Source organism: Pseudomonas sp. 2, from assembly GCF_056627435.1.
Genome location: NZ_JBWXNG010000017.1, coordinates 44,913 through 69,257, shown reverse-complemented (window position 1 = coordinate 69,257; position 24,345 = coordinate 44,913). Strand labels below are relative to the sequence as shown.

The following is a 24,345-nucleotide window of genomic DNA, read 5'->3' as shown; positions in this document are numbered from 1 at the left end:
CCTGTAGGAGCGAATTTATTCGCGAAAATGGGTCAGGCGATACACTTCCATCGCCTGATCCATTCGCGAATGAATTCGCTCTTACAGTGAAACGCAGTCACATCAGCAATCAGTGGCCGCCAGGAAAATCTGCGCCAACGCCTCGATCCCCACCTGATCCGCCTCACTGAAACGCGCCAGGCTCGGACTGTCCAGGTCCAGCACGCCAATCAGACGCCCTTCCTTGATCAACGGCACCACCAGCTCACTGTTGGAGGCGCTGTCGCAGGCGATGTGCCCGGGGAACTCGTGAACGTCCAGCACGCGCTGGGTTTCACGGCTTTGCGCGGCCGCGCCGCACACGCCCTTGCCGAACGGAATCCGCACACAGGCGATCTGCCCCTGAAACGGCCCCAGCACCAACTCTTCGTTGCGGTTGAGGTAGAAGCCGGCCCAGTTCAGGTCATCCAGCTGAGTGTAGAGAAACGCGGAAAACTGCGCGGCGTTGGCGATGAAATCGCGCTCGTCCGCCAACAGTGATTCCAGTTGCGCGGCCAGCAGCTTGTAGCCGTCCAGCCCCTGCCCTGCGGCACTCAAATCGATCATGGATGTTGCTCCAGCATTTTCAAACCAACCCAATAACGGGCGAACTGATAGGCGCAGCGGCCGTTGCGGTTGCCGCGACCGGTGGCCCAGCGCACGGCCAGGATTTCCAGTTCATGGTCGCGCTGCCAGGAAAGCCCGGCCTTGGCCGCCAGTTCGCCAATCCAGTGTTCCACCACGTCCAGGTAATGCTCCTGGGTGAAGGGATAAAAAGACAGCCACAAGCCGAAACGGTCGGACAGTGCGATCTTGTCCTCGACCGCCTCGCTTGGATGAATCTCGCCATCGTCGCCACGCTGCCAGTGCGCGTTGTCGCTCTCCTTTTCCGGCACCAGATGGCGGCGGTTGGAGGTGGCATAAAGAAGAACGTTGTCCGGCGCCTGCTCCAGCGAGCCGTCGAGCACGCTCTTGAGCACGCGATAATCACCTTCTCCGGATTCGAACGACAGGTCATCGCAGAACAGCACGAAGCGCTGTGGCAGCTTTTGCAGTTGCTCGACCACTCGCGGCAGATCGCCCAGATGATCGCGCTCGATTTCGATCAGGCGCAGCCCGGCCTTGGCGTGCTCGGCCAGCAATGCCCGCACCAGCGACGATTTGCCGGTGCCGCGCGAACCCCAGAGCAGCGCGTGGTTGGCAGGCAGGCCGTCGATGAACTGCTGGGTGTTGCGGCCCAGTTGCGCGCGCTGTTGATCGACGCCGATCAGGTCCGACAGGCGCATGTCCAGCGTCACGTCCAGCGGCATCAGGTAGCCCGCCCGGCCCTCGCGTACCCAGCGCGCGGCCAGTGCGTTGTTCCAGTCCACCGGCTCGCGCACGGCAGGCAGCAGCGGTTCGAGGCGCGCCAGAACCGATTCGGCACGTTCCAGAAATGCGTTCAACCGAGAATCCACGATGTCTCCTTGATTTAACTGGTTAAAGCCGGTCTGCGATCGGCTATGCTTGGCCCGCGACGGACCCAGGAAGTCACGGCACCCTTATGGAAATTCCGATCACCCAACGGCTATCGTTCAAGCAGGCCCGCCTGACCGTCCTGATCGGCTTTCTGCTGGGCACATTGCTCAGCCTTGCGCAAATTGCCATCGATTATGCCAGCGAAGACGCCTCGATCGATCGTGAAATTCGCTCCCTGCTGCAAATCAGTCACAACCCCGCCTCGCGCATCGCCTACAACATCGACGCCGAACTCGCCCAGGAACTGACCTTGGGCCTGCTGCACTCGCCTGCCGTGGTCAGCGCGCGCCTGACCGACAACAACAATGTGCTGCTGGCGGCGGTGTCGCGGCCCATGGTCGAAAGCCCTTACCGGATGCTCAGCGACACCCTGTTCGGCAAGAGCCGGCAGTTCGAAGACACGCTGCATCTGGACCACATGCCCAAAGAAGCCATCGGCACGCTGTTTCTGGAAGTGGACACCTTCGCCTTCGGCAGTCATTTCCTGCAACGTGCGGAAATCACCCTGCTCAACGGCTTCGTGCGCAGCCTAGTGCTGACCTGCATTCTCATGGGCCTGTTTTACCTGACGCTGACCAAACCGCTGACCGGCGTCATTCGCTCACTGGCCAACCGCGACTCGCGCAGCCCCAAACAGACGCCCCTGCCCTGCCCTCAGGGCCACGAGAACGACGAGATCGGCGTGCTGGTGCACGTCGCCAACCAGCAGTTCGACAACGTCGCCAGCGAGTTCGGCCGGCGCCTGGAGGCCGAGAACCGCCTGACCGATCACCTAAACGAGCTGGAAGACATCGTCGCCGCGCGCACCCAGGAGCTGAAGAACAGCAACACGCGCCTGAGCCAGTCCAACGAAGAGCTGGAGGTCGCCCGCAGCACCGCCTTGGACATGGCCCACGCCCGTTCGGCATTTCTCGCCCACATGAGCCACGAGATCCGCACCCCGCTCAACGGCCTGCTGGGCATGCTCGCCCTGTCGCTGGACGGCCCGCTGAGCGCCGAGCAGCGCCAGCAGCTGTCGATCGCCCATGACTCGGGCAAGGTGCTGGTGGAGTTGCTCAACGACATCCTCGACCTGTCGAAATTCGACGCAGGCCAACTGGAGCTGGAGCGGATTCCCTTCGACCTCGGCACGCTGATCGAGGACACCGCCAACCTGCTGTCGCAGAACGCCGCGCCGAAGGTCGAACTGACCTGCCTGATCGACCCGCACTTTCCGGCGCTGGTGCTGGGCGACCCGACCCGCGTGCGGCAGATCGTCAGCAACCTGTTGTCCAACGCGCTCAAGTTCACCCAGGTCGGCCGGGTGGACGTGCGCCTGAGCCGGCAGGCGGACAAGGTGCGCATCGAGGTGCGCGACACCGGCATCGGCATCGCCCAGGACGCACAGGCGAAGATTTTCCAGCCGTTCACCCAGGCCGAAGCGGCCATCACCCGCCAGTACGGCGGTACCGGATTAGGCCTGAGCCTGACCCACAACTTGTGCGAAGCCATGAACGGGCAGCTGCGCATCGACTCCACTCCCGGGGTGGGCAGCCGTTTCTCCGTCGACCTGCCGCTGCCCGCCCACACCGCAGCGCCCGACTGGCCAGCGATGAAGGGCCACGTGGTGGTGGTCAGCCAGCCAGGCAGCGGGCTGGTGGAACTGCTCAGCGGCCTGTTGCCGGAATGGGGCATCGAATACCGGCACTTCTCGGCCAACGCGCCGCAGCCGGACGTGCAGCCCGATCTGCTGATCACCGACTGCCCCGAATGCCTGATCGGCATCCGCCCCGCCACCCGCATCCCGATTCTGCTGGTGACCGCCTACGGCAACTTCATGCCGGCCGAGCAAGTGGCAGCCATGGCGCCTCTGGAACAGCAGGCGCGACCGCTGTCGCGCAATGTCCTGCACCGCGCCCTGGGGCGGGTGCTCGTCGATCAGGGGCAGCGCACCTGCACGTTGTCGTCCGCCAGCCAGCCCGCCTGCTGGCGCGCACGGATCCTGCTGGTCGAAGACAACCCGGTGAACCAGCTCGTCGCCAGAGGCATGCTCAGCAAGCTGGGCTGCGAAGTGGTGGTCAGCAGCCACGGCGGCGAGGCGCTGCAGCAACTGGAGCGCGGCACGTTCGATCTGGTGCTGATGGACTGCAACATGCCGGTGATGGATGGCTACGAGGCCACGAAACAGATCCGCCAGAGCGAAAAATGGCGGGACCTGCCGATCATCGCCCTGACCGCCAACGCCATGCCCGAAGAGCGCGAGCACTGCAAGAGCGCGGGCATGAACGACTACCTGGCCAAGCCGTTTCACCGGGAAGAGCTGATCGCGATCCTCGACCAGTGGATTCCGGTGGGCCAGGAGCAATAAACGCCTCCGTAGCAGTCTGGCTTGCTGGCGATAGCGTGCTCAAGATCGACCCGCGGGCAAGCCCGGCTGCTACGGTTTTGCGTTCGAACAGACATCCTGTGAGCACCGATTCTCGACGTAGCAGCACGGCTTGCCGGCGGGGCGGATTCAAGACCGCCGCCATCGGCGAGCCGAGCCGCTAAGGAATTACTTCAGCAACGCTTCAATATCGCTCTTGAGCTCTTCGGGTTTGGTCAGCGGCGCGTAGCGTTTGACCAACTGGCCGTTGCGGCCGATCAGAAACTTGGTGAAATTCCACTTGATGCGCTCGGACCCCAACAGCCCCGGCGCCTGTTTCTTCAATTGCACGAACAAAGGATGGGCGCCGCTGCCGTTGACATCGATCTTCTTGAACAGCGGGAAGCTGACGCCGTAGTTCAATTCGCAGAACTCGGAAATCGCGCCTTCATTGCCCGGCTCCTGCTTGCCGAACTGGTTGCACGGAAAGCCCAGCACCACCAGGCCCTGGTCGCGGTACTGCTGCCACAGCTCTTCAAGCCCCTTGTACTGCGGGGTGAAGCCGCATTTGCTCGCTGTATTGACCACCAGCACCGCCTTGCCGGCGAAATCGGCGAGGGTCTTCTGCTCGCCCTTGATCGTCTGCACCGGGATATTCAGCAAGTTGTCGCTCATGACGATGCCTCGAAAGTTAAACCGCCAACTTAGCGCGCCACCGATTGGCGCGCTATTGAATTATCCACGGTGATATCAGCGCATCAGGCCGACGCCCCGTACTCTAGCGAGCCACGAGATCCAGGCACACCGAGTTGATGCAGTAACGCAGGCCGGTCGGCGGCGGGCCATCCGGGAACACGTGGCCCAGGTGCGCGTCGCATTTGGCGCAGACCACTTCGGTGCGAATCATGCCGTGGCTGACGTCACGCACTTCCACCACCGCGCTGCCTTCGATCGGCGCGTAGAAGCTCGGCCAGCCGCAGCCCGAATCGAACTTGGTGGAGGAGTCGAACAGCGGGTCGTTGCAGCACACGCAGTGATAGACACCAGGGGTCTTGGTCATGTTGTACTTGCCGCTAAAAGGCCGCTCGGTGGCCTTCAGGCGGCAGACCTGATACTGCTCTGGGTCGAGCATTTGTTTCCATTCTTCGATGGTTTTAACCAGCTTCTCCACGGGTACACCTCCACATCTGAAAAAGCCCGATCTGTGTCTTTTCCACGGGTCGGGTGGCACGTATGATTGCGCCTTCGTTTGACGCCAGTCTGTCACCCGCGCCAGTCGCGTACAAATCCATTTTGATGGCGTTGTGCTCAATGGTCCGCCGTTTTCCTGGCCCAGCGGATCTTTCATCTTCGGGATCAATCACCATGCAGTTCAGCAAATCGAACAAGCTCGCCAACGTCTGCTACGACATTCGCGGGCCCGTGCTCAAGCACGCCAAACGCCTGGAAGAGGAAGGCCATCGCATCCTCAAGCTGAACATCGGCAACCCGGCGCCGTTCGGTTTCGAGGCGCCGGACGAAATCCTCCAGGACGTGATCCGCAACCTGCCGACCGCCCAGGGCTACAGCGACTCCAAGGGCCTGTTCAGCGCGCGCAAGGCGGTGATGCAGTACTACCAGCAGAAGCAGGTCGAAGGTGTCGGCATCGAAGACATCTACCTGGGCAACGGCGTGTCCGAGCTGATCGTGATGTCGATGCAGGCCCTGCTCAACAATGGCGACGAAGTGCTGGTCCCGGCGCCTGACTACCCGCTGTGGACCGCCGCAGTCGCGCTGTCCGGCGGCAACCCGGTGCATTACCTGTGCGACGAGCAGGCCAACTGGTGGCCGGATCTGGACGACATCAAGGCCAAGATCACGCCGAACACCAAGGCCATGGTCATCATCAACCCGAACAACCCCACCGGCGCCGTCTACTCGAAGGAAGTGCTGCTGGGCATGCTGGAAATCGCCCGCCAGCACAATCTGGTGGTGTTCTCCGACGAGATCTACGACAAGATCCTCTACGACGATGCCGTGCACATCTGCACCGCCTCCCTGGCGCCGGACCTGCTGTGCCTGACCTTCAACGGCCTGTCCAAGTCCTACCGCGTGGCCGGTTTCCGCTCCGGCTGGATCGCCATTTCCGGTCCCAAGCACAACGCCCAGAGCTACATCGAGGGCATCGACATCCTGGCCAACATGCGCCTGTGCGCCAACGTGCCGAGCCAGCACGCGATCCAGACCGCGCTGGGCGGGTATCAGAGCATCAACGACCTGATCCTGCCGCCGGGCCGCCTGCTGGAACAGCGCAACCGCACCTGGGAATTGCTCAACGACATTCCCGGCGTGAGCTGCGTGAAGCCCATGGGCGCGCTGTACGCCTTCCCGCGCATCGATCCGAAGGTCTGCCCGATCCACAACGACGAGAAGTTCGCGCTGGATCTGCTGCTCTCGGAAAAACTGCTGATCGTTCAGGGCACCGCGTTCAACTGGCCGTGGCCGGACCACTTCCGCGTGGTGACACTGCCGCGCGTCGATGACCTGGAAGCGGCCATCGGGCGGATCGGTAATTTCCTGAAGTCTTACCGCCAATAGCACAACCTTGTGGGAGCCGGCTTGCTGGCGAATACGGTGTGTCATGCACAGTTGCAGTGTCTGACCCATCGCGTTCACCAGCAAGCCGGCTCCCACAGATCTGCGACCTGATAGCACAATCGCTCTACCCCCGCCCTTTCGCCAGTGGTCCATAATGACCATGGCGGCGCAAAACGACACAGTTTGAAATAGTCGCCCGGTTGAATAGCCACCGACATCACCTTATATACCCCGCAACACGTTACACATTCTTCACGAGGAGACACTCCACACCATGATGCGCATCTTGCTGTTTTTGGCCACTAACCTTGCGGTCGTGCTGATTGCCAGCATCACCCTGAGCCTTTTTGGCTTCAACGGGTTCATGGCGGCCAACGGGGTTGACCTGAACCTCAATCAGCTGCTGATTTTCTGCGCCGTGTTTGGTTTCGCGGGTTCGCTGTTTTCGCTGTTCATCTCCAAATGGATGGCGAAGATGAGCACCGGCACCCAGATCATCACCCAACCCCGCACCCGCCACGAACAATGGCTGATGCAGACCGTTGAACAACTGTCCCGCGACGCTGGCATCAAGATGCCGGAAGTCGGGATCTTCCCGGCCTACGAGGCCAACGCCTTCGCCACCGGCTGGAACAAGAACGACGCGCTGGTTGCGGTCAGCCAGGGCCTGCTTGAGCGCTTCTCGCCAGAAGAAGTCAAGGCAGTGCTGGCCCACGAAATCGGCCACGTCGCCAACGGCGACATGGTGACCCTGGCGCTGGTCCAGGGCGTGGTGAACACCTTCGTCATGTTCTTCGCGCGGATCATCGGCAACTTCGTCGACAAGGTGATCTTCAAGAACGAAGAAGGCCGTGGCATGGCGTTCTACATCGCGACCATCTTCGCTGAAATCGTGCTGGGCTTCCTGGCCAGCGCCATCGTCATGTGGTTCTCGCGCAAACGCGAATACCGTGCCGACGACGCCGGTGCCCGCCTGGCTGGTACCGGCGCGATGATCAGCGCCCTGCAGCGCCTGCGTTCGGAACAGGGCGTGCCGGTGCAGATGCCTGACAGCCTGACGGCTTTCGGCATCAACGGCGGCCTGAAGCACGGCCTGGCCGGCCTGTTCATGAGCCACCCGCCGCTGGAAGACCGCATTGAGGCCCTGCGCCGCCGCGGTTGATTCACACGGCAATGCAAAAAAGGCGACCTTCGGGTCGCCTTTTTTTGTGTGGATCTTCCTAGCGCCGAAACATCCGGTAGGCATACTCCATCAATCGGGTCGCGCCGGCTTGCTTGAACTTGGCACTCTGCTCGAGCACGTCCCATTCGCCGACTCGCTTGACCCGCCACTGCGGCGTCATCAGTTGCTGCACTTCATCGTCATCCACCGAGAAAGGCGGCCCCGGGATCTGCGACTGTTCGTAGTCCAGGGTGATGAGCAAGCCACGGGCATCCTCGGACAGCAGCCGGTTGAGCTGCTCGACGTAGCGCCAGCGCATCTCCGAAGGCAGGGCAATCAACGCCGCGCGATCGTAGAACGCCGTGCAGTTGCCGATATCCTTGGCCTTGAGGGAGAAGAAGTCACCGCACCAGATCTCGCCCCGCTCATGGCGATACACCTGGAATGCGCCCTGCTCGCGAATTTCCGGCACCAGGCCGTTTTCACTGAACCAGGCAGCGACGGCCGTCTGCGAGAGCTCCGCGCCCACGACATACAGGCTCTGGTTCACCAGCCAGGTCATGTCGATGCTTTTGCCGCACAGTGGCACGAAAACCCGTTCACCCTCGTTCACGTTCAGTTCGGGCCACAATTTCACCAGATACGGATTCACGTCTGACTGATTGAAGCCAATCTGATTGATCGCCCAGCGTTCATGCCAAAACTGCGGCTCCATAGATACTCCCGATACTTCGATCAAAAAGCCCTAAAACTTATATTAGATTTAGATCAATGATCTGCCTGATCATGGGCCCATCTTATACGCTCAGGACCCATGACATGTTCCCCAGCCTGTTCATTTCTCACGGCTCCCCCATGCTTGCACTGGAACCCGGCGAAAGCGGCCCGGCGCTGGCGCGTCTGGCGGCCGAGCTTCCGAAACCCAAAGCCATCGTGATCGTCTCCGCCCACTGGGAGAGCAACGAACTGGTGGTCAACGGTAATCCACAGCCTGAAACCTGGCACGACTTCGGCGGCTTTCCGGCCGCTCTGTTCGCCGTGCAATACCCGGCGCGCGGCCAGCTGGACATGACTCACCACGTCATGGGCTTGCTCGCCAAAGCCGATTTGCCTGCCCGGATGGACACCCGCCGCCCGTTCGACCATGGCGTCTGGGTGCCGCTGTCGCTGATGTATCCACAGGCCGACATTCCCATCGTTCAGGTTTCGCTGCCATCGCGCATGGGCCCAGCCCTGCAGACCCGCGTCGGCCAGGCGCTCAGCAGCCTGCGCGAAGAAGAAGTGCTGGTGATCGGCTCAGGCAGCATCACCCACAACCTGCGTGAACTGGACTGGCATGCAGGCCCGGAGAGTGTAGAGCCCTGGGCCAGGGATTTCCGTGACTGGATCGTGGAAAAACTGGCGGCCAACGATGAAGAAGCGCTGCATGACTACCGCCGCCAGGCGCCCAACGCCGTGCGCAACCATCCGTCGGACGAACACCTGCTGCCGCTGTATTTCGCCCGAGGTGCAGGCGGTGAGTTCAGCGTGGCGCACACCGGGTTCACCATGGGCGCGTTGGGGATGGATATTTACAGGTTTGGGTAAATAGGCGCCCGGCCAAAATGCAGGCAAAAAAATCCCCGGACATGCCGGGAATTTTTTTGTTCGGACGAATCAGCGCCTGGCCGATCAGTCCTCGCGATAGCGACGCAGTTTCAGCTGCTTGCCAGCGACACGGGTGTCTTTGAGCTTGGCCAGCAGACGCTCCAGGCCTTCTTCCGGCAGCTCGACGAGGCTGAAGCTGTCACGCACCTGGATGCGGCCGATGGCTTCGCGGGCCAGGCCACCTTCGTTGAGGATCGCGCCCAACAGGTTCTTGGCAGCGATACCGTCACGGGCACCCAGCGCGGTACGGCAACGGGCACGGCCTTCGGCCAGCGGCATTGGCGCGCGACGCTCGCGCTCGCCACGATCAGGACGATCGCCGGAACGCTCGCGTGGCGCACTGTTCGGCACCAGCGGACGTTCTTTCTCGATGGCCGCCAGGTTCAGCGCCTGACCGTTGGTGGCCTTGCGCAGCAGCGCGGCAGCCAGGGCACGAGGCGAGCAGCCGATGTCGGCAGTCAGGCGATCCAGCAGTTCGCCGTGGCTTGCTTCAGCGTCGGCAACCAGCGGCGCCAGGCTGTTGGTCAGCTTCTTGATGCGGGCGTCGAGAACGGCTTGCGAGTCAGGCAGGCGAACCTCAGCAACGCGCTGACCGGTCACACGCTCGATCACTTGCAGCATGCGGCGCTCACGCGGGGTGACCAGCAGCAGTGCACGGCCTTCGCGACCGGCACGGCCGGTACGGCCGATACGGTGAACGTAGGACTCAGGATCGTACGGCATGTCCACGTTGAACACGTGGGTGATGCGCGGAACGTCCAGACCACGGGCAGCGACGTCGGTGGCGACGACGATGTCCAGACGGCCGTCTTTCAGCGAGTCGATGACGCGCTCACGCTGGTTCTGGGCGATGTCGCCGTTCAGCGCAGCGGCCTTGTAGCCTTTGGCTTCCAGGGCGCTGGCCAGGTCCAGGGTGGCCTGCTTGGTGCGCACGAACATGATCAGGGCGTCGAAGTCTTCGACTTCCAGCAGGCTCAGGACGGCAGAGGTCTTCTGGTCAGCGTGAACCAGCAGGTGAGCCTGCTCGATCGCGGTGACGGTCTGGGTCTTGCTCTGGATCTTGACGTGTTTCGGGTCTTTCAGGTGACGCTCGGCGATCGCACGGATCGACTGCGGCAGGGTCGCCGAGAACAGTACGGTCTGGCGGCTTTCCGGCATGGCGTTGAAGATGACTTCCAGGTCATCCATGAAGCCCAGCTTGAGCATTTCGTCGGCTTCGTCCAGAACCAGGTGGTTCACGGTCGCCAAGACTTTTTCGTCGCGACGCAGGTGGTCGCACAGACGGCCTGGAGTGGCGACGACGATTTGCGCGCCGTTGCGGATGGCTTTCAGTTGTGGGCCCATCGGCGCACCGCCGTAGACAGCCACGACGTTCACGCTTGGCATCTGCTTGGCGTAGGTTTCGAAAGCGGTGGCCACTTGCAGGGCCAGTTCGCGAGTCGGCGCGAGGATCAGCGCTTGCGGCTCACGTTTGCTCGGGTCGATGCGGTTCAGGATAGGCAGTGCGAAGGCCGCGGTCTTACCGGTACCTGTCTGCGCCTGACCGATCATGTCGTGACCGGCGAGAATGATCGGGATCGATTGTTGCTGAATCGCCGAAGGCTCTTCGTAGCCGGTCGCGATGACGGCTGCAACAATATTCGGATGAAGGTCAAGAGCGGCGAAGCCGCCGGTTTCCTGGGTCATGGGTCTGCCTCTGAGTGCATCCGCAAAGACCCATGCTTCAAAGCTGCGCGTGCCGTGTAAGACCCGAAGGTCACCCTGGCTGCTTTGTCGGCGGGGATTTGCGAAAACGTATTGATGAATGGATCGTCAGGGGTGGCTCAAAATACGAACCGCCTCGCAAATGATGTTCACGAAGCGTGCCATGACGAGGGCCCTATGAAAGGCCGGCGCGCATCATACCGGAAATGCCGAAAAATGTGAGGATTTTTTTCGGCCCTATATGACCTTGCGTCCAAGTGTCACAGGCTTTGCGCAAACCTGTGCCACTGTCTATTTTTCAATTGCCCGGTATTACTGGCGGCGGGGGCTTAAACGATTCACCTTCATCAGTCAGGCAGCCCACCCTCCTTTCCGACTCAGCAGGAATTTGCCACATGACCGCTTCGATCAAAGGCCAGGTCACCCGGGAACAGCGCGGCGCCATCATGCTCATCGGGCTGGATCGCGTGGCCAAGCGCAATGCATTCGACATGGAAATGCTCAACCAGCTCAGCCTCGCCTACGGCGAGTTCGAGCGCAATCCGCTGGCAAGGGTCGCGGTGGTCTTTGCTCATGGCGACCACTTCACCGGCGGCCTGGACCTGGCCGAGACCGGCGCCACGTTGGCCGGCGGCTGGCAACTGCCCGAAGGCGGCTACGACCCGTGGGGCGTTTTCGCCGGGCCCAGGGTGACAAAACCGGTGATCGTTGCCGCTCAGGGCTACTGCCTGACGCTGGGCATCGAACTGATGCTCGCCGCCGACATCAACCTGTGCGCCAGCAATGCGCGCTTTTCCCAGATCGAAGTGCAGCGCGGGCTGTTCGCCTTTGGCGGCGCCACCTTGCGCATGCATCGGCTGGCCGGTTGGGGCAACGCCATGCGCTGGCTGCTGACGGGCGATGAGTTCGACGCCCATGAAGCGCTGCGTCTGGGGTTGGTGCAGGAAATCATGGTCCAGGAAGACCTGCTGCCCTGCGCGCTGCAACTGGCCGGGCGCATCGCCGACCGCGCGCCGCTGGGCGTGCGGGCCACCCTGGCTTCGGCGCGGCAGGCGGTTCGTGAGGGCGAAGAAGCGGCCGCCGGTCAATTGCTCGGCCAGATCAGGCAAGTGATGTCCAGTGACGATGCAAAAGAAGGCCTCCGTGCCCTGATCGAGCGCAGGCCCGGTCACTTCACCGGGCATTGAGGCATCGGCTCAGGTCGCCGGGCGAACGGTCTGGATCAACGACAGCAGCGAGTAGCCCAGTTGCGGGGCCAGGGCCTCGGCGCGCGCAGTCACGGCGTCGAGGTCCAGGGTTTGCTCCAGATCCGCCGGGACCATGAGAATCACGTTGCCCTCCTTCACCGGCAGCTCCCAATAATGCCGGTGATAGAGTCCGCGCAGCAGCGCCGCGCCCAGCGGTTTGCCGTCGTCGGAGGCCCACTGATTGATGATCAGCCAGCCGCCAGGATTGAGCCGCTGCTGGCATTGCTCGAGAAAGCGCCACGCCAGATGGCCAGCTGCCGGGCCGGTATCGGTATAAAGGTCGACGAAAATCAGGTCGGCGCTTTCGGCACTTGGTAGCAGCTCCAGCGCATCGCCGATGCGGATGTACAGGCGCGGATCGTCCGCCAGGCCCATGTACTCCATCGCCAGGCGTGGCACGTCCGGGCGCAGTTCGATGGCCTCGACGTCGTCCAGCGGCAGGAATTTCAGGCAGGCCTGAGTCAGCGTACCCGCGCCCAGCCCCATGAACAGCGCGCTTTCCGGCGCCTCGTGGCACAACGCGCCGATCAGCATGGCGCGGGTGTAGTCGTACTCCAGCCACGCGGGATCAGCGGTGAAGGTGCAGCTCTGCTCGATGGCGTCGCCGAACTCCAGGAAGCGGTAATCCTCGACTTCCAGCACGCGGATCATGCCGAAGTCATCGTGCACTTCGGCCAGTACGCGCTCTTCACGCTCCTCAGTCATTACAGCTCTCTTGATCAGTCCCGTTCGACGCGCGGATTGTCGGCGATCGGGCCCCGGCAGGTCACGCAAATTCTCGGGACTTGCTGCTACCATGGGCATCCGATCGCACTGACTTCGAGTTCATGATGAGCCAACCCTGGAGCCCCGACAGCTGGCGGGCGCTGCCTATCCAGCAGCAACCTCAATACCCTGATGCCGAGCACGTCAAACGTGTCGAGCAGTCCCTGGCCAGCTTCCCGCCGCTGGTGTTTGCTGGCGAGGCCCGGGAGTTGCGCCGCCAGTTCGCCGAAGTCACCGAGGGCCGCGCGTTCCTGCTGCAGGGTGGCGACTGCGCCGAGAGCTTCTTCGAATTCTCCGCCGCGAAAATCCGCGACACCTTCAAGGTGCTGCTGCAGATGGCGATCGTCATGACCTTCGCTGCCGGCTGCCCGGTGGTGAAGGTCGGGCGCATGGCCGGCCAGTTCGCCAAGCCGCGCTCGGCCAACGACGAAACCGTCGATGGCGTGACCCTGCCCGCCTACCGCGGCGACATCGTCAACGGCATCGGCTTCGATGAGAAGAGCCGCGTGCCGGACCCCGAGCGCCTGCTGCAGGCCTATCACCAGTCCACCGCGACCCTGAACCTGCTGCGCGCCTTCGCCCAAGGCGGTTTTGCCGACCTGCATCAGGTGCATCAGTGGAACCTGGATTTCATTGCGGGCTCTGCGCTGTCCGACAAATACAGCCAGCTGGCCGATCGCATCGATGAAACCCTGGCATTCATGCGCGCCTGCGGCATGGACACCTCGCCGCAACTGCGCGAGACCAGCTTCTTCACCGCCCACGAAGCCTTGCTGCTCAACTACGAAGAAGCCTTCGTGCGGCGCGACAGCCTGACCAACGATTTCTACGATTGCTCGGCGCACATGCTGTGGATCGGCGACCGCACCCGCCAGCTGGACGGCGCCCACGTCGAATTCCTGCGCGGCGTGAAGAACCCGATCGGGGTGAAAGTCGGCCCGAGCATGAACACCGACGACCTGATCCGCCTGATCGACATTCTCAACCCCGACAACGACCCAGGCCGACTGAACCTGATCGCGCGCATGGGTGCCAACAAGGTCGGCGACCATCTGCCGGGGCTGATTCGTGCGGTGGAGCGCGAAGGCAAGAAGGTGCTGTGGAGCTCCGACCCGATGCACGGCAACACCATCAAGGCCAGCAGCGGTTACAAGACCCGTGATTTCGCACAGATCCTGGGCGAGGTGAAGCAGTTCTTCCAGGTGCACCAGGCCGAAGGCACTTATGCGGGCGGCATCCATATCGAAATGACCGGGCAGAACGTCACCGAATGCATCGGCGGCGCCCGGCCGATCACCGAAGATGGCCTGTCGGATCGCTACCACACCCATTGCGACCCACGGATGAATGCCGATCAGTCGCTGGAGCTGGCGTTTCTGATTGCCGAGACTTTGAAGCAGGTCAGACGCTAGATCGTCGCCCGTAGCAGCCGGGCTTGCCCGCGGGTCGCCCTCAAGACCGCCCCGCCGGCAAGCCGTGCTGCTACGACACTGGCGTCATCGAACAGATACAAACGCCACCCGCAACCGCGCCGCACTCGCCCGCTGACAATTGATCAGCACCTCGGGCAATCCCAGCCAGTTCGCCAGTTGCCGCAGGTTCACGGCCAGCGCCTGCATCCCCTCCTCGTCCAGCCCCGGCTGTTCCTCGTGCACGGCATGCACCGCCAACCTTCCTGCCGCCCGTTCGGCGCGCAGGTCGATGCGCGCGGCGATGCGTTCGTTGTGCAAAAACGGCAGCACGTAATAGCCGTACACCCGCTTGTGCGCCGGGGTGTAAATCTCCAGCCGGTAATGAAAATCGAACAGACGCTCGGTACGCGCCCGCTCCCACACCAGTGAATCGAACGGCGAAAGCAGCGCACTGGCAGTGACTTTGCGCGGGATTTTGCTGCCCGGCAGCATATAGGCAGGTTGCTTCCAGCCTTTGACCTGAACCGCCTCGATGGCGCCGTCTTCCACCAGCTCGGCGAGCCCGGCCTTGGCGGGGGCCGGGTCCTGACGAAAATAATCGCGGATGTCCTTCTCGATGCCGATCCCCAGCGCCGTGACCGCATGCAGCAAAAGCCCGCGCTGGGCGTCGGCTTCGGTCAACTCTGGGTGATCGATGATCTGCGCAGGCAGCACGCGCTCGGGCAGATCGTACAGCCGTTCAAAGCCGCGACGTCCGGCGACCGTGACCTCGCCTGCGGCGAACAGCCATTCCAGCGCAAGCTTTTCCTCGCTCCAGTCCCACCACTGCCCGGCGCGGTCTTCGCGGGTACTGATGCTGCCCGCACCCAGCGCGCCCTGATCGCGCACGGCCTGCAGCACCCGAGCGATGGTCGACGTCTGCTCGCGCCCGAACTTGGCCAGTTGTTGATAAATGCCTTCGCCCTGAGCCGCACGCTGCATGCGCCAGCGCATCAGCGGGTACAGCTCGATGGGCAGCAACGAGGCCTCATGGCCCCAGTATTCGAAGAGTTTGCGCTGTCGGCCCTGGCTCCAGGCGGCCTGGTCCAGCAGCTTCTGTGGGTAGTTGCCCAAACGTGAAAAAAGCGGCAGGTAGTGCGAGCGCACCAGCGCGTTGACCGAGTCGATCTGCACCACGCCCAGACGCTCGATCACTTGCGTGACATGGCGCGCGGTAATCGTCGCGGGCGGCTGGCGGCCGTTGAATCCCTGAGCCACCAGCGCCACCCGACGCGCCTGTTTGACGGAAAGCTGTTGAGCCGACAGATCTGCGGACATTCAGAACCTCCTGGTCGATCCGCAAAACTACCTGATCTCTACGCCGTCTGTCAGTGCTTGAGCGGATCATCCCAGAACGGCCGCTCGGTTTCCTCGATGACATCGGCCCGGCTCAGGCCCATGTCTTTCAACGCATCGTCGCTCAAGCTGGCCAGCTGGATACGCTCGCGGTGCAACTTGCGCCAGCGGGCGATCTGCGCCACACCGGATTTGATCCAGCGCTCCAGCGCCAATTCGCCTGACAGGGTTTTCAGTACCAGTACATAACCTTTTTGACCTTTCATCGTCTTGCCCTCCAAGTGGGGATGGCTAGATTGTCCGCCCGGGAATAAGATCAAACCAACGAATGTTTCTTATGCACTGCATCTGGGAGATTGATGTAATGGCCACTTACCCAAGCATCGACAGCGAACTGCTGCGCACCTTCGTCGCCATTGCCGATCAGGGCGGCTTCACCAAGGCCGGGGAAGTGGTCAATCGCACGCAGTCGGCGGTGAGCATGCAGATGAAGCGGCTGGAGGATGACGTGGTGCAGCGCCCGCTGTTCCAGAAGGACGGGCGCTCGCTCAACCTCACCGCAGAGGGCCAGGTGCTGTTGGGCTATGCCCGGCGCATCCTCAAGTTGCACAGCGAAGTGTTCAACACGCTGCGTGAGCCGCACATGGTCGGCACGGTGAAAATCGGCACGCCGGATGACTACGTGATGCGCTTTCTGCCCGGCATTCTGTCGCGCTTCGCCCAGGCCTATCCGCTGATCCAGGTCGAGGTGCATTGCGAGTCGTCGGCGCAACTGCTGCAACGTCAAGACCTGGACCTGAGCATCGTCACCCGCGAGCCGGGCAAGGAGATCGGGCAGATCCTGCGTCAGGAACGGTTCGTCTGGGCCGAGGCCGCAGGATTTTGCCCACACGAGCAGACGCCGATTCCGCTGGCGATGTTCAACAGTGACTGCTTCTGCCGACTGTGGGCGAGCAATGCGCTGGACGCCGCAGGCCGTGAATACCGCGTGGCCTACACCAGCGCCAGCCTGTCGGCGATCATGGCGGTGGTCAGCGCCGGGCTGGCGGTGACCGCTCAGTTGCAGAGCCTGATCACGTCAGACCTGCGTGTGCTGGGTGAGGCCGAAGGCTTGCCGCAGCTGCCCTCGGCCAGCATCGTGCTGCTGCGCAATACCAGTCACTCGTCACCGATCACCGAATGCCTGGCCGATCACATTGCCGAGGGCTTCAAGCTCTGATGCGCGGGGTCACACTCTGAAGCAGAGCATGATCGCGCAGATCACCAAAAACACGCAGAACAGCGAACGCAGCAGGCGCTCGGGCAGGCTGTGGGCCAGGGCGACGCCCCAACTGATGCTGGCGAGACCGCCAATGGCCAGCGGAATGCCCATCAGCCAGTCGACGTGGCCGTGCAGCGCATAAGTGGTCATGGTGATCGTCGTGCTCGGCGCCGCCAGAGCCAGCGCCAGGCCTTGGGCGGCGACCTGAGTGGCGCCGAAAACGCCGGTGAGAATCGGCGTTGCAATCACCCCGCCCCCCACGCCGAACAGGCCTGCGGTCACCCCCGAACCCAGGCCCAGCAGCCATAGCCACTTGCCGTGGCGCAGTTCGGTGTCGGCATTGCCTTTGCGCCAGTACATCTGGATCAGGTTGAACAGGGTCAGCACCACCAGAAACGCCACGAAGCCGATGCGCATGCTCTGCGCATCGATGCGCACCGCCCACAGCGAGGTCAGCCAGGACACGGTGAAACTGGGCACGATCAGCATCATCGCGTTGCGCACAGAAATCCGGTTACGCTGGTTGTAGCGCCACAACGCCAGCAGCACATTGGGCAGCACCATCAGCAGCGCGGTGCCCTGGGCCAGCTGTTGATCGAGCCCGAACAACACGCCCAGCGCCGGAATCGCCACCAGGCCGCCACCAATCCCGAACAGGCCACCCAGGGTGCCCATGGCCGCGCCCAACAGCAGGTACATCACAACATCGACGATCACAACCGGTCCTCTGTATCAATTCTGCGCGCATGCTACGCAGTCGGGCCTGTCGAGGAAATCCGCAGTGGCCCGATAGCATCAACGATCCGTGATGAGTCGATTCACGAATCGTGTTTTGTGCCTTTTTTCGCGCACGCTTGTCCCATCGATAGAGAAAGGCCACGCCGCCCATTACCTAAATTATCTGGTGCATTAAACATCACCACACTAAATTAGCGCCCATGACCGATTCACCGAGGTACACCCCATGACCGCCGACGAAAGCCTGACCGCCGCTGGCGCTGGCAGCTGCAACGAATTGCTGTTGGACAGCCAGCTGTGCTTTGCCCTGTATTCCACGTCGTTGATGATGACCAAGGTCTACAAGCCGCTGCTTCAGGAGCTGAACCTGACGTATCCGCAGTATCTGGCGATGCTGGTGCTGTGGGAACGTGAGGGCATCACCGTAGGAGAGATCAGCGCGCGCTTGTTGACCGATCCGGGCTCGCTGACGCCCCTGCTCAAGCGCCTGGAAGCCGAAGGCCTGATCAGCCGGACCCGTAGCAAGGAAGACGAGCGCGTGGTGCAGCTGTATCTGACTGAACAGGGCAAGGCGCTGTACAAGAAAGCGCAGAGCATTCCTCCGTGCATTCTGTCGTCCAGCGGGATTTCCCTTGAGCAGCTTCAGGCGCTGCAGAAGGATCTGGTGCATGTGCGGGGGAATTTGCAGGATAGTTTGTGAGGAGCGCTGGGGCTGCCGAGGCGGTATCTGGATTTGTGTCAGTTCCGTTTTCGGCAGTGACGCTGTTTTATTCTGGCTAACGCCAGACCTGTTTCGACTTCGTCGAGTTACTTGGAAAAGCCCCCCAAGTAACCAAGGGGTCTTGCTCCTGGTTTGGCCCGACTTCGTCGGGTCCCCTCTCTCCGGTCCCGCTCCGTGGGCCCGGCGTGAAAGGGCCATCCATGGCCCACACGCCTCTCGCCGCATCCATGCGGCTCGACCCACTCCGCGAGACCTCCGTTCGGCCTACACCCAAGTCGCGTTTGGCGGTGTCTGGGCTATCGCGCACTAAGATCAAAAGCAACGGCAACGGCAACGGCAACGGCAACGGCGCAATCTGCTTTTGATTCTGCCGAAGGCGTAGCAAGCTTGCTCGCGATCTGCCGGGAACCAGCAGCAAAACCGGTGCATGCGGTGTGCCTGACACGGCCAGGGTGAATGGTTTTGCTGCCGCTACGCGCCAGATCGCGAGCAAGCTTGCTACGCCCTCCGGGCAGAATCAAAAGCAGATCGCATAACACCATGCCGTTGCCGTTGATCTTCTTGCGCAAATCTCACAAACACCACAAAACGCGACTTGGGTGCAGGCTGAACGCAGGTCTCGCGGAGTGGGTCGAGCCGCATGGATGCGGCGAGAGGCGTGTGGGCCATGGATGGCCCTTTCACGCCGGGCCCACGGAGCGGGACCGGAGTGAGGGTACCCCGACGCAGGAGGGGCCCAACCAGGAGCAGGACCCCTTGGTTGCTTGGGGGTCTTTTCCAAGTAACTCGGCGAAGCCGACACGCTTCTGCCGTTAGGCAGAACCCCGCAATCGATCAGCCTCCATCCCTTTCTGGCCCGTCCCCCACTCTGCCAAGCGATTCAAAGCGAATCCAGAAAAATAATTTCACTTAAGAATCAATTAGTTAACAACAAAACCAGCATTTCAAAGAAAAATCCTGAAAATTAATATTGCGCACAAACTATTTGCGCAGTACATTTCATCTCACTTGCTTAGCGCACAAAACTTTAGCGCAAAGCACAACCACCCAAATCCATGCTCAGTGAGGAAATACCATGCAAGCTCTCTATACCGCAGTCGCAACCGCAACCGGTGGCCGTGATGGTCGTGCTGTTTCCAGCGACAAGATTCTCGACGTCAAACTGTCCACCCCCAAAGAACTGGGCGGTGCCGGTGGTGAAGCCACCAACCCTGAGCAACTGTTCGCCGCCGGTTACTCGGCCTGCTTCATCGGCGCACTGAAATTCGTCGCCGGCCAGAGCAAACGCAGCATCCCGGCTGATGCCTCGATCACTGCCCACGTCGGCATCGGCCAAATCCCTGGCGGCTTCGGTCTGGACATCGACCTGAACATCAACCTGCCAGGCCTGGACCAAGCCGTCGCCCAAGAACTGGTCGACGCCGCCCACAAGGTCTGCCCTTACTCCAACGCCACCCGCGGCAACGTTGACGTTCGCCTGCACGTGACCGTCTAACCCACCCGCCACCCCGTAGGAGATGAACATGAACACATTCGGCAAGATTCTGGCTGGCTCGCTCCTCGCCCTGTCCATCGGCAATGCCTTCGCGGCCACCGACACCGGGGTCGAGCACAACACGCAAGCGTTTCTCGATGCCCTGAACTCGGGCACCGGCAAGCCGATCGAGCAGCTGTCGCCCAAGGACGCCCGTGCCGTACTGACCGGCGCACAGGCCGGGGTCAAGCTGACCCTGCCCAAGGCCGATGTCAGCCAGAAGACCATCTCGGTCGACGGCCAGGACATCAGCCTGACCATCGTGCGGCCGGCGGGCGTCAAAGGCACACTGCCTGTGTTCATGTACTTCCACGGCGGCGGCTGGGTGCTGGGCGACTACCCGACCCACGAGCGTCTGGTGCGTGATCTGGTCGAGGGATCCGGTGCGGTGGCGGTATTCGTCAACTACACCCCTTCGCCGGAAGCGCACTACCCGACCGCGATCAACCAGGCTTACGCGGCGACCAGATGGGTGGCCGAGCATGGCAAGGAAATCAACGTCGATGGCAAGCGCCTGGCGGTGGCGGGCAACAGTGTCGGTGGCAACATGGCGGCAGTCGTCAGCCTGATGGCCAAAGACAAGGGCACCCCAGCGATCAAGTACCAGGTGCTGCTGTGGCCGGTGACCGACGCCAACTTCGATACCGGTTCCTACGAGCAGTTCGCCGAGGGGCACTTCCTCACCCGCAACATGATGAAGTGGTTCTGGGACAACTACACCACCGATCCGAAGCAACGCGCCGAGATCTACGCATCGCCGCTGCGCGCCACGGTGGATCAGTTGAAGGGCCTGCCACCTGCCCTGGTGCAGACCGCCAGCGCTGACGTGCTGCGTGACGAAGGCGAAGCCTACGCCCGCAAGCTCGACCAGGCCGGTGTGCCGGTCACAGCGGTGCGCTACAACGGCATGATTCACGACTACGGTCTGCTGAACGTGGTCAGCCAAGTGCCTGAGGTGCGGTCTGCGATGTTGCAGGCTTCGCAGGAACTCAAAGTTCATCTCAAGTAATACACAGATCCGTAGCAGCACGGCTTGTCGGCGAGGGCGTTTTCAAGATCACTCCCGCCGGCAAGCCGTGCTGCCACGGTCTGAAGATGAAACACCCGCCCACAAAAAAGCCCGACTCATGGTCGGGCTTTTTTGTTTGCAGGTCAGCAAATTACTTCTTGGTGCGGCCCTTGAAGGAGCTGTCGCGAGTGTCGATGTCGATCCACTCGTCGATTTCGATGAAGTCGGCAACCTGGATTTCAGTGCCGTTGGCCAGTTTGGCCGGCTTCATGACTTTACCGGAAGTGTCGCCACGAGCCGAGTTCTCGGTGTAGGTCACTTGACGGCTGATGGTGGTCGGCAGTTCTACGGAAACCAGACGGCCTTCGAAGAAAACGGCTTCGCAGACGTCCTGCATGCCTTCTTCGATGAACGGCAGAACGGCTTCGATGTCTTCGGCGTTCAGCTCGTACATGGTGTAGTCGGTGGTGTCCATGAACGTGTAGGAGTCACCGCTGATGAAAGACAGGGTGGCTTCTTTACGGTCCAGGATCACGTCGTCCAGCTTGTCGTCGGCGAAGTAGACGGTTTCAGTCTTGTAGCCGGTCAGCAGGTTCTTCAGCTTGGTCTTCATGATCGCGCTGTTACGGCCCGACTTGGTGAATTCAGCTTTCTGAACCAGCCAAGGGTCGTTGTCGATACGCAGAACTGTACCGGGTTTAAGCTCTTTACCAGTTTTCATTACGAATATCCGAATTTGGATGGAAGTATTTTCTAAGCCCTGTACGAAAAGCCACTTTTCGTACAGGGCTTAATACAAGGCCGCGTATCATAGCCAATTTCGGTAAAACTGTACTAGCGCAGTCGTCAGATCATGCTGCAAGGCCTGTTCCAGACACCAGCGCTCGGCATGGGCCGCAAGCTCTGCACGGTGGTTGTGCAGGCTTTGCCAGCTGCGGGTCATGTCCTGCCCGGCATTCCAGTCGCGCCAGACCTGGGTCAGCGCCTGCCCTGCCGCCCCGGACAACCCCGCCAGATACAGCTCCAGGAAGGCGTCGAGCTTGGCCCAATGGGCGTCGTCGTCCTGCTCGTAGATGTGCCAGATGAACGGTCGCCCCGCCCACTGCGCACGCACGAACGAATCCTCACCGCGCACCACGTTGAACTCGCAGCACCAGAGCAGCAGGTCGTACTGCTCCTGGCGCACGAAAGGCAATACCTGAATCGTCAGCTTGTCGCGCACGTGCAACGCTCCGGCCTGCAAGCCATCGACCCCGAGCCAGCGCTGCACATCGCCGATGATCCGCCCTTCGGGCACCAGTAAATGCGTGCTTCGCGTCCCTTGAGCGAGTCCATCAAGCCAGGATCCCAGCCCCGCGTGTTCGTAGGCAAACAGCGAAATCAGCTGCGAACCCGGCTGTGGATGCACACCCAGTTGCGCCAGAAATGCCTGTTGCGCCGCCGGGTCCTGCTCTAAAGCATGACGCCGCTCGATCAGGCCCGCTTCGCGCAGCAGGCCACCGGTGGTGGGGCGAAATCCGGGAAAGAAAAAGAACTTCTGGATACCGCTCGATTGCAATGATGGCAGGCCGTGGCATCCGGTGACCCACTCCTCGGCGCTGAGGTAATCGAGGTTAAGCCACAACGGCTTGGGCTCGCGGGCTTTCATGGCATCGATCTGCGCAGGCGGCAGATGGCAGCCAAAGGCTTCGATCACGACATCGGCGGGTTCGACCGGTTGCCAGTCCTTGGGCCAGAAACGGATGTCGACGCCATCGTGCCACTGCTGCGCCGCGCCTGTGTCGGCGCCCGGGCACAAGCGGGCGAAGGCTGCCAGATCGTCGATCCACAGGCGCACACCCATGCCCTGCTCGGCCACCAGTTGCCGCGCCAGGCGAAAGGTCACGCCCACATCGCCGAAGTTATCCACAACGGTGCAGAAAATATCCCAAGAGGCTTTCATCCCGGCTCCTCGAGATTGTTCAAAAATGCCGATTGTCCTTCATTCCGGCGCACAATCTCCACCCCCGGTCGTGCGACAATCGCGCCTCTAGCCGACCACATATGCGCAAGTAGGGAGTCTGCCATGTACGTCAACCATCGCGAATTGTCCGTCACGCTGCGCCCTGTAAAACTGGTGCTGTCCATCGCCGCGGGCATCTGGCTGGGGTTTCTGGCCGTGGCGCTCACCGGTTGGCTGATCTACACAGTATTGCCCGCCGAACAGGCCCAGGCCGTGAGCAACGCTGCCACGCAATTGACCGCGCCACCTGCGGCAAAACCCCAGCCGCAAAGCGACAACCCGATGTTCGACCAGTACCGGCAGATCCTGCGCGACAGCGAAGCCCGTCAGGCGCAGGAAGCCGAACAGGCCGAACGTCAGCGCAGCTTCAACGGCGCCAAATGCCAGTTCTGGATGCAGCAGAACCAGACCGCGCCAAGCGAAAAGAGCCGTGCGGCCATTTATCAGTACTGCGGCTGACCGCCCCTGAGACAAGCAAGCGATATGAACAAGCAACAGGTCCTGCAAGGGATCATCGAGAAACTGGAAGTCGACCTGGACATCGCCATTCGTGCCGCGCAGACCGCGTACGAAACCGCGACCCACGAAGAAAACATCGCCGAAAACAAATACGACACCTTGGGCCTGGAGGCGTCGTATCTGGCCGCCGGGCAGGCGCGGCGGGTCGAGGAAATCCGCCAAGCGCTGGCGGCGTACCGGAACCTGCCGCTCAAGCCGTTCGATGAGGCACGTGGCATTCAGTCGGGCGATCTGATCAGCCTGGAATCGGCCACCGGCGCACGGCAGACGCTGTTTCTCGGCCCGAATGCGGCGGGCCTGAAAATAACCGTCGACGCCACCTTGGTGACGGTGATCACCGCCCGGGCGCCGCTGGGGCAAAACCTGCTCGGCAAGTTCGACGGCGATGAACTGGAAATCACCGTCAATGGCAGCCGGCAGTCCTTCGACATCACCCAGGTCAGCTGACCGATCGGGCATTTGCAGGTTGAAGGGGCAGACCTATTGTGAGTATGGTGGGCCGTCGCACGATAAACGGTGACCCCGGCACAGGGAGCCGGGCTTTGGACCCATCAAGGAGATATTTCATGACGAACGTCATCACCTTTCCTGACGCCCATGAACGTGATCGCCTCAAGTCCAGTGAGCACCACGGGTTTCGTTACCTGAACAAGAAAGAGCGGCAACTGATCGACAACCTGCGCCTGACCAGCCACGCCGGACGGCAATACGTCTACGACTACGCCAACATCATGCATCGCTCCAAGCCCCTGCACCCCGACGATTGACCACGCATTGTTCGCAACCGACACGAATTATTCTGTAGGAGCCGGCTTGCTGGCGAAGGCGGTGT

The 24,345-nt window shown here is 61.7% G+C and carries 26 protein-coding genes; 13 read left to right on the top strand and 13 right to left on the bottom strand.

Translation table 11 applies throughout. From position 1 onward, the window contains the following. Positions 1 to 102: 102 nt before the first annotated feature. Both AC1MEK_RS23920 and AC1MEK_RS23915 read right to left on the bottom strand, forming a co-directional pair. The gene (locus AC1MEK_RS23920) at positions 103 to 585 is read right to left on the bottom strand and encodes a GAF domain-containing protein (protein WP_480398753.1); all 483 of its coding nucleotides are present in this window, start codon (positions 583 to 585) and stop codon (positions 103 to 105) included. Continuing rightward, positions 582 to 1,475 carry an ATP-binding protein gene (locus AC1MEK_RS23915; protein ID WP_480398752.1) on the bottom strand — a complete coding sequence of 298 codons (894 nt, stop codon included), beginning with the start codon at positions 1,473 to 1,475 and terminating at the stop codon, positions 582 to 584. Before AC1MEK_RS23915 ends, AC1MEK_RS23920 begins: the two co-directional genes overlap by 4 nt. Before the next feature lie 86 nt (positions 1,476 to 1,561). Here AC1MEK_RS23915 and AC1MEK_RS23910 point away from each other — a divergent pair, with 86 nt between their 5' ends. After that, complete coding sequence (locus AC1MEK_RS23910) at positions 1,562 to 3,883, top strand: hybrid sensor histidine kinase/response regulator (RefSeq protein WP_480398751.1); 2,322 nt, start codon at positions 1,562 to 1,564, stop codon at positions 3,881 to 3,883. Between the two features lie 186 nt (positions 3,884 to 4,069). Here AC1MEK_RS23910 and AC1MEK_RS23905 read toward each other — a convergent pair whose 3' ends face one another. Together AC1MEK_RS23905 and msrB are read right to left on the bottom strand one after the other, a co-directional pair. Further along, a complete protein-coding gene (locus tag AC1MEK_RS23905; protein WP_480398750.1) occupies positions 4,070 to 4,555 on the bottom strand; it encodes a glutathione peroxidase in 486 nt (161 codons plus the stop codon). A 103-nt stretch (positions 4,556 to 4,658) separates the two neighbouring features. Beyond that, entirely contained in the window at positions 4,659 to 5,051 is a 393-nt protein-coding gene (gene msrB, locus AC1MEK_RS23900; protein WP_480398749.1) for a peptide-methionine (R)-S-oxide reductase MsrB, read from the bottom strand. A gap of 194 nt (positions 5,052 to 5,245) precedes the next feature. Between msrB and AC1MEK_RS23895 the strand changes: the two genes are divergently transcribed. Then, positions 5,246 to 6,457, top strand: coding sequence for a pyridoxal phosphate-dependent aminotransferase (locus tag AC1MEK_RS23895; RefSeq protein WP_081567489.1), 1,212 nt, complete (start codon positions 5,246 to 5,248; stop codon positions 6,455 to 6,457). A gap of 274 nt (positions 6,458 to 6,731) precedes the next feature. Then, positions 6,732 to 7,619 (top strand): protease HtpX, encoded by an 888-nt coding sequence (gene htpX / locus AC1MEK_RS23890; protein ID WP_480398748.1) that lies wholly within the window; start codon positions 6,732 to 6,734, stop codon positions 7,617 to 7,619. A gap of 58 nt (positions 7,620 to 7,677) precedes the next feature. On the opposite strand, the gene AC1MEK_RS23885 is transcribed toward htpX, so the two are convergent. Next, entirely contained in the window at positions 7,678 to 8,334 is a 657-nt protein-coding gene (locus AC1MEK_RS23885; RefSeq protein WP_480398747.1) for a thiopurine S-methyltransferase, read from the bottom strand. 104 nt (positions 8,335 to 8,438) lie between these two features. Here AC1MEK_RS23885 and AC1MEK_RS23880 point away from each other — a divergent pair, with 104 nt between their 5' ends. Continuing rightward, positions 8,439 to 9,206, top strand: a complete 768-nt coding sequence (locus AC1MEK_RS23880; RefSeq protein ID WP_480398746.1) for a DODA-type extradiol aromatic ring-opening family dioxygenase — start codon at positions 8,439 to 8,441, stop codon at positions 9,204 to 9,206. Positions 9,207 to 9,290: 84 nt separating this feature from the next. Here the strand turns inward: AC1MEK_RS23880 and AC1MEK_RS23875 are convergent, their stop codons facing one another. Beyond that, a complete protein-coding gene (locus tag AC1MEK_RS23875; RefSeq protein WP_480398745.1) occupies positions 9,291 to 10,952 on the bottom strand; it encodes a DEAD/DEAH box helicase in 1,662 nt (553 codons plus the stop codon). A 413-nt stretch (positions 10,953 to 11,365) separates the two neighbouring features. Here AC1MEK_RS23875 and AC1MEK_RS23870 point away from each other — a divergent pair, with 413 nt between their 5' ends. Further along, the gene (locus AC1MEK_RS23870) at positions 11,366 to 12,157 is read left to right on the top strand and encodes a crotonase/enoyl-CoA hydratase family protein (protein ID WP_480398744.1); all 792 of its coding nucleotides are present in this window, start codon (positions 11,366 to 11,368) and stop codon (positions 12,155 to 12,157) included. Between the two features lie 9 nt (positions 12,158 to 12,166). Here AC1MEK_RS23870 and AC1MEK_RS23865 read toward each other — a convergent pair whose 3' ends face one another. Next, positions 12,167 to 12,922 carry a spermidine synthase gene (locus AC1MEK_RS23865; protein WP_480398743.1) on the bottom strand — a complete coding sequence of 252 codons (756 nt, stop codon included), beginning with the start codon at positions 12,920 to 12,922 and terminating at the stop codon, positions 12,167 to 12,169. Positions 12,923 to 13,047: 125 nt separating this feature from the next. Between AC1MEK_RS23865 and AC1MEK_RS23860 the strand changes: the two genes are divergently transcribed. Further along, positions 13,048 to 14,394, top strand: coding sequence for a class II 3-deoxy-7-phosphoheptulonate synthase (locus tag AC1MEK_RS23860; RefSeq protein WP_480398742.1), 1,347 nt, complete (start codon positions 13,048 to 13,050; stop codon positions 14,392 to 14,394). An 84-nt stretch (positions 14,395 to 14,478) separates the two neighbouring features. Here the strand turns inward: AC1MEK_RS23860 and AC1MEK_RS23855 are convergent, their stop codons facing one another. Both AC1MEK_RS23855 and AC1MEK_RS23850 read right to left on the bottom strand, forming a co-directional pair. Further along, positions 14,479 to 15,711 (bottom strand): winged helix-turn-helix domain-containing protein, encoded by a 1,233-nt coding sequence (locus AC1MEK_RS23855; RefSeq protein ID WP_480398741.1) that lies wholly within the window; start codon positions 15,709 to 15,711, stop codon positions 14,479 to 14,481. 50 nt (positions 15,712 to 15,761) lie between these two features. Further along, the gene (locus AC1MEK_RS23850) at positions 15,762 to 15,995 is read right to left on the bottom strand and encodes a DUF1127 domain-containing protein (protein ID WP_480398740.1); all 234 of its coding nucleotides are present in this window, start codon (positions 15,993 to 15,995) and stop codon (positions 15,762 to 15,764) included. Positions 15,996 to 16,093: 98 nt separating this feature from the next. Here AC1MEK_RS23850 and AC1MEK_RS23845 point away from each other — a divergent pair, with 98 nt between their 5' ends. Then, positions 16,094 to 16,948: a LysR substrate-binding domain-containing protein gene (locus AC1MEK_RS23845; RefSeq protein WP_480398739.1), complete on the top strand. Its 855-nt coding sequence runs from the start codon at positions 16,094 to 16,096 to the stop codon at positions 16,946 to 16,948. Between the two features lie 9 nt (positions 16,949 to 16,957). Here the strand turns inward: AC1MEK_RS23845 and AC1MEK_RS23840 are convergent, their stop codons facing one another. Then, complete coding sequence (locus AC1MEK_RS23840) at positions 16,958 to 17,689, bottom strand: sulfite exporter TauE/SafE family protein (RefSeq protein WP_480398812.1); 732 nt, start codon at positions 17,687 to 17,689, stop codon at positions 16,958 to 16,960. Positions 17,690 to 17,954: 265 nt separating this feature from the next. Here AC1MEK_RS23840 and AC1MEK_RS23835 point away from each other — a divergent pair, with 265 nt between their 5' ends. Then, on the top strand, positions 17,955 to 18,428 hold the full coding sequence (locus AC1MEK_RS23835; RefSeq protein WP_480398738.1) for a MarR family winged helix-turn-helix transcriptional regulator: 474 nt from the start codon (positions 17,955 to 17,957) through the stop codon (positions 18,426 to 18,428). Positions 18,429 to 18,745: 317 nt separating this feature from the next. On the opposite strand, the gene AC1MEK_RS23830 is transcribed toward AC1MEK_RS23835, so the two are convergent. Further along, complete coding sequence (locus AC1MEK_RS23830; protein WP_480398737.1) at positions 18,746 to 19,018, bottom strand: hypothetical protein; 273 nt, start codon at positions 19,016 to 19,018, stop codon at positions 18,746 to 18,748. A gap of 506 nt (positions 19,019 to 19,524) precedes the next feature. On the opposite strand from AC1MEK_RS23830, the gene AC1MEK_RS23825 reads away from it, so the two are divergent. Both AC1MEK_RS23825 and AC1MEK_RS23820 read left to right on the top strand, forming a co-directional pair. Next, complete coding sequence (locus tag AC1MEK_RS23825) at positions 19,525 to 19,944, top strand: organic hydroperoxide resistance protein (protein ID WP_480398736.1); 420 nt, start codon at positions 19,525 to 19,527, stop codon at positions 19,942 to 19,944. 28 nt (positions 19,945 to 19,972) lie between these two features. Continuing rightward, positions 19,973 to 20,992 carry an alpha/beta hydrolase gene (locus AC1MEK_RS23820; protein WP_480398735.1) on the top strand — a complete coding sequence of 340 codons (1,020 nt, stop codon included), beginning with the start codon at positions 19,973 to 19,975 and terminating at the stop codon, positions 20,990 to 20,992. Between the two features lie 151 nt (positions 20,993 to 21,143). Here AC1MEK_RS23820 and efp read toward each other — a convergent pair whose 3' ends face one another. After that, positions 21,144 to 21,713 (bottom strand): elongation factor P, encoded by a 570-nt coding sequence (efp, locus tag AC1MEK_RS23815; protein WP_108237187.1) that lies wholly within the window; start codon positions 21,711 to 21,713, stop codon positions 21,144 to 21,146. A gap of 87 nt (positions 21,714 to 21,800) precedes the next feature. Beyond that, positions 21,801 to 22,934: an elongation factor P maturation arginine rhamnosyltransferase EarP gene (gene earP, locus AC1MEK_RS23810; protein ID WP_480398734.1), complete on the bottom strand. Its 1,134-nt coding sequence runs from the start codon at positions 22,932 to 22,934 to the stop codon at positions 21,801 to 21,803. A gap of 123 nt (positions 22,935 to 23,057) precedes the next feature. Here earP and AC1MEK_RS23805 point away from each other — a divergent pair, with 123 nt between their 5' ends. The 3 genes from AC1MEK_RS23805 to AC1MEK_RS23795 all read left to right on the top strand — a co-directional run bounded on the left by AC1MEK_RS23805 (position 23,058) and on the right by AC1MEK_RS23795 (position 24,280). Beyond that, positions 23,058 to 23,453 carry a hypothetical protein gene (locus tag AC1MEK_RS23805; RefSeq protein ID WP_480398733.1) on the top strand — a complete coding sequence of 132 codons (396 nt, stop codon included), beginning with the start codon at positions 23,058 to 23,060 and terminating at the stop codon, positions 23,451 to 23,453. A 24-nt stretch (positions 23,454 to 23,477) separates the two neighbouring features. After that, entirely contained in the window at positions 23,478 to 23,960 is a 483-nt protein-coding gene (locus tag AC1MEK_RS23800; RefSeq protein ID WP_480398732.1) for a GreA/GreB family elongation factor, read from the top strand. A gap of 119 nt (positions 23,961 to 24,079) precedes the next feature. Then, on the top strand, positions 24,080 to 24,280 hold the full coding sequence (locus AC1MEK_RS23795; RefSeq protein WP_480398731.1) for a hypothetical protein: 201 nt from the start codon (positions 24,080 to 24,082) through the stop codon (positions 24,278 to 24,280). Positions 24,281 to 24,345 lie beyond the last annotated feature (65 nt).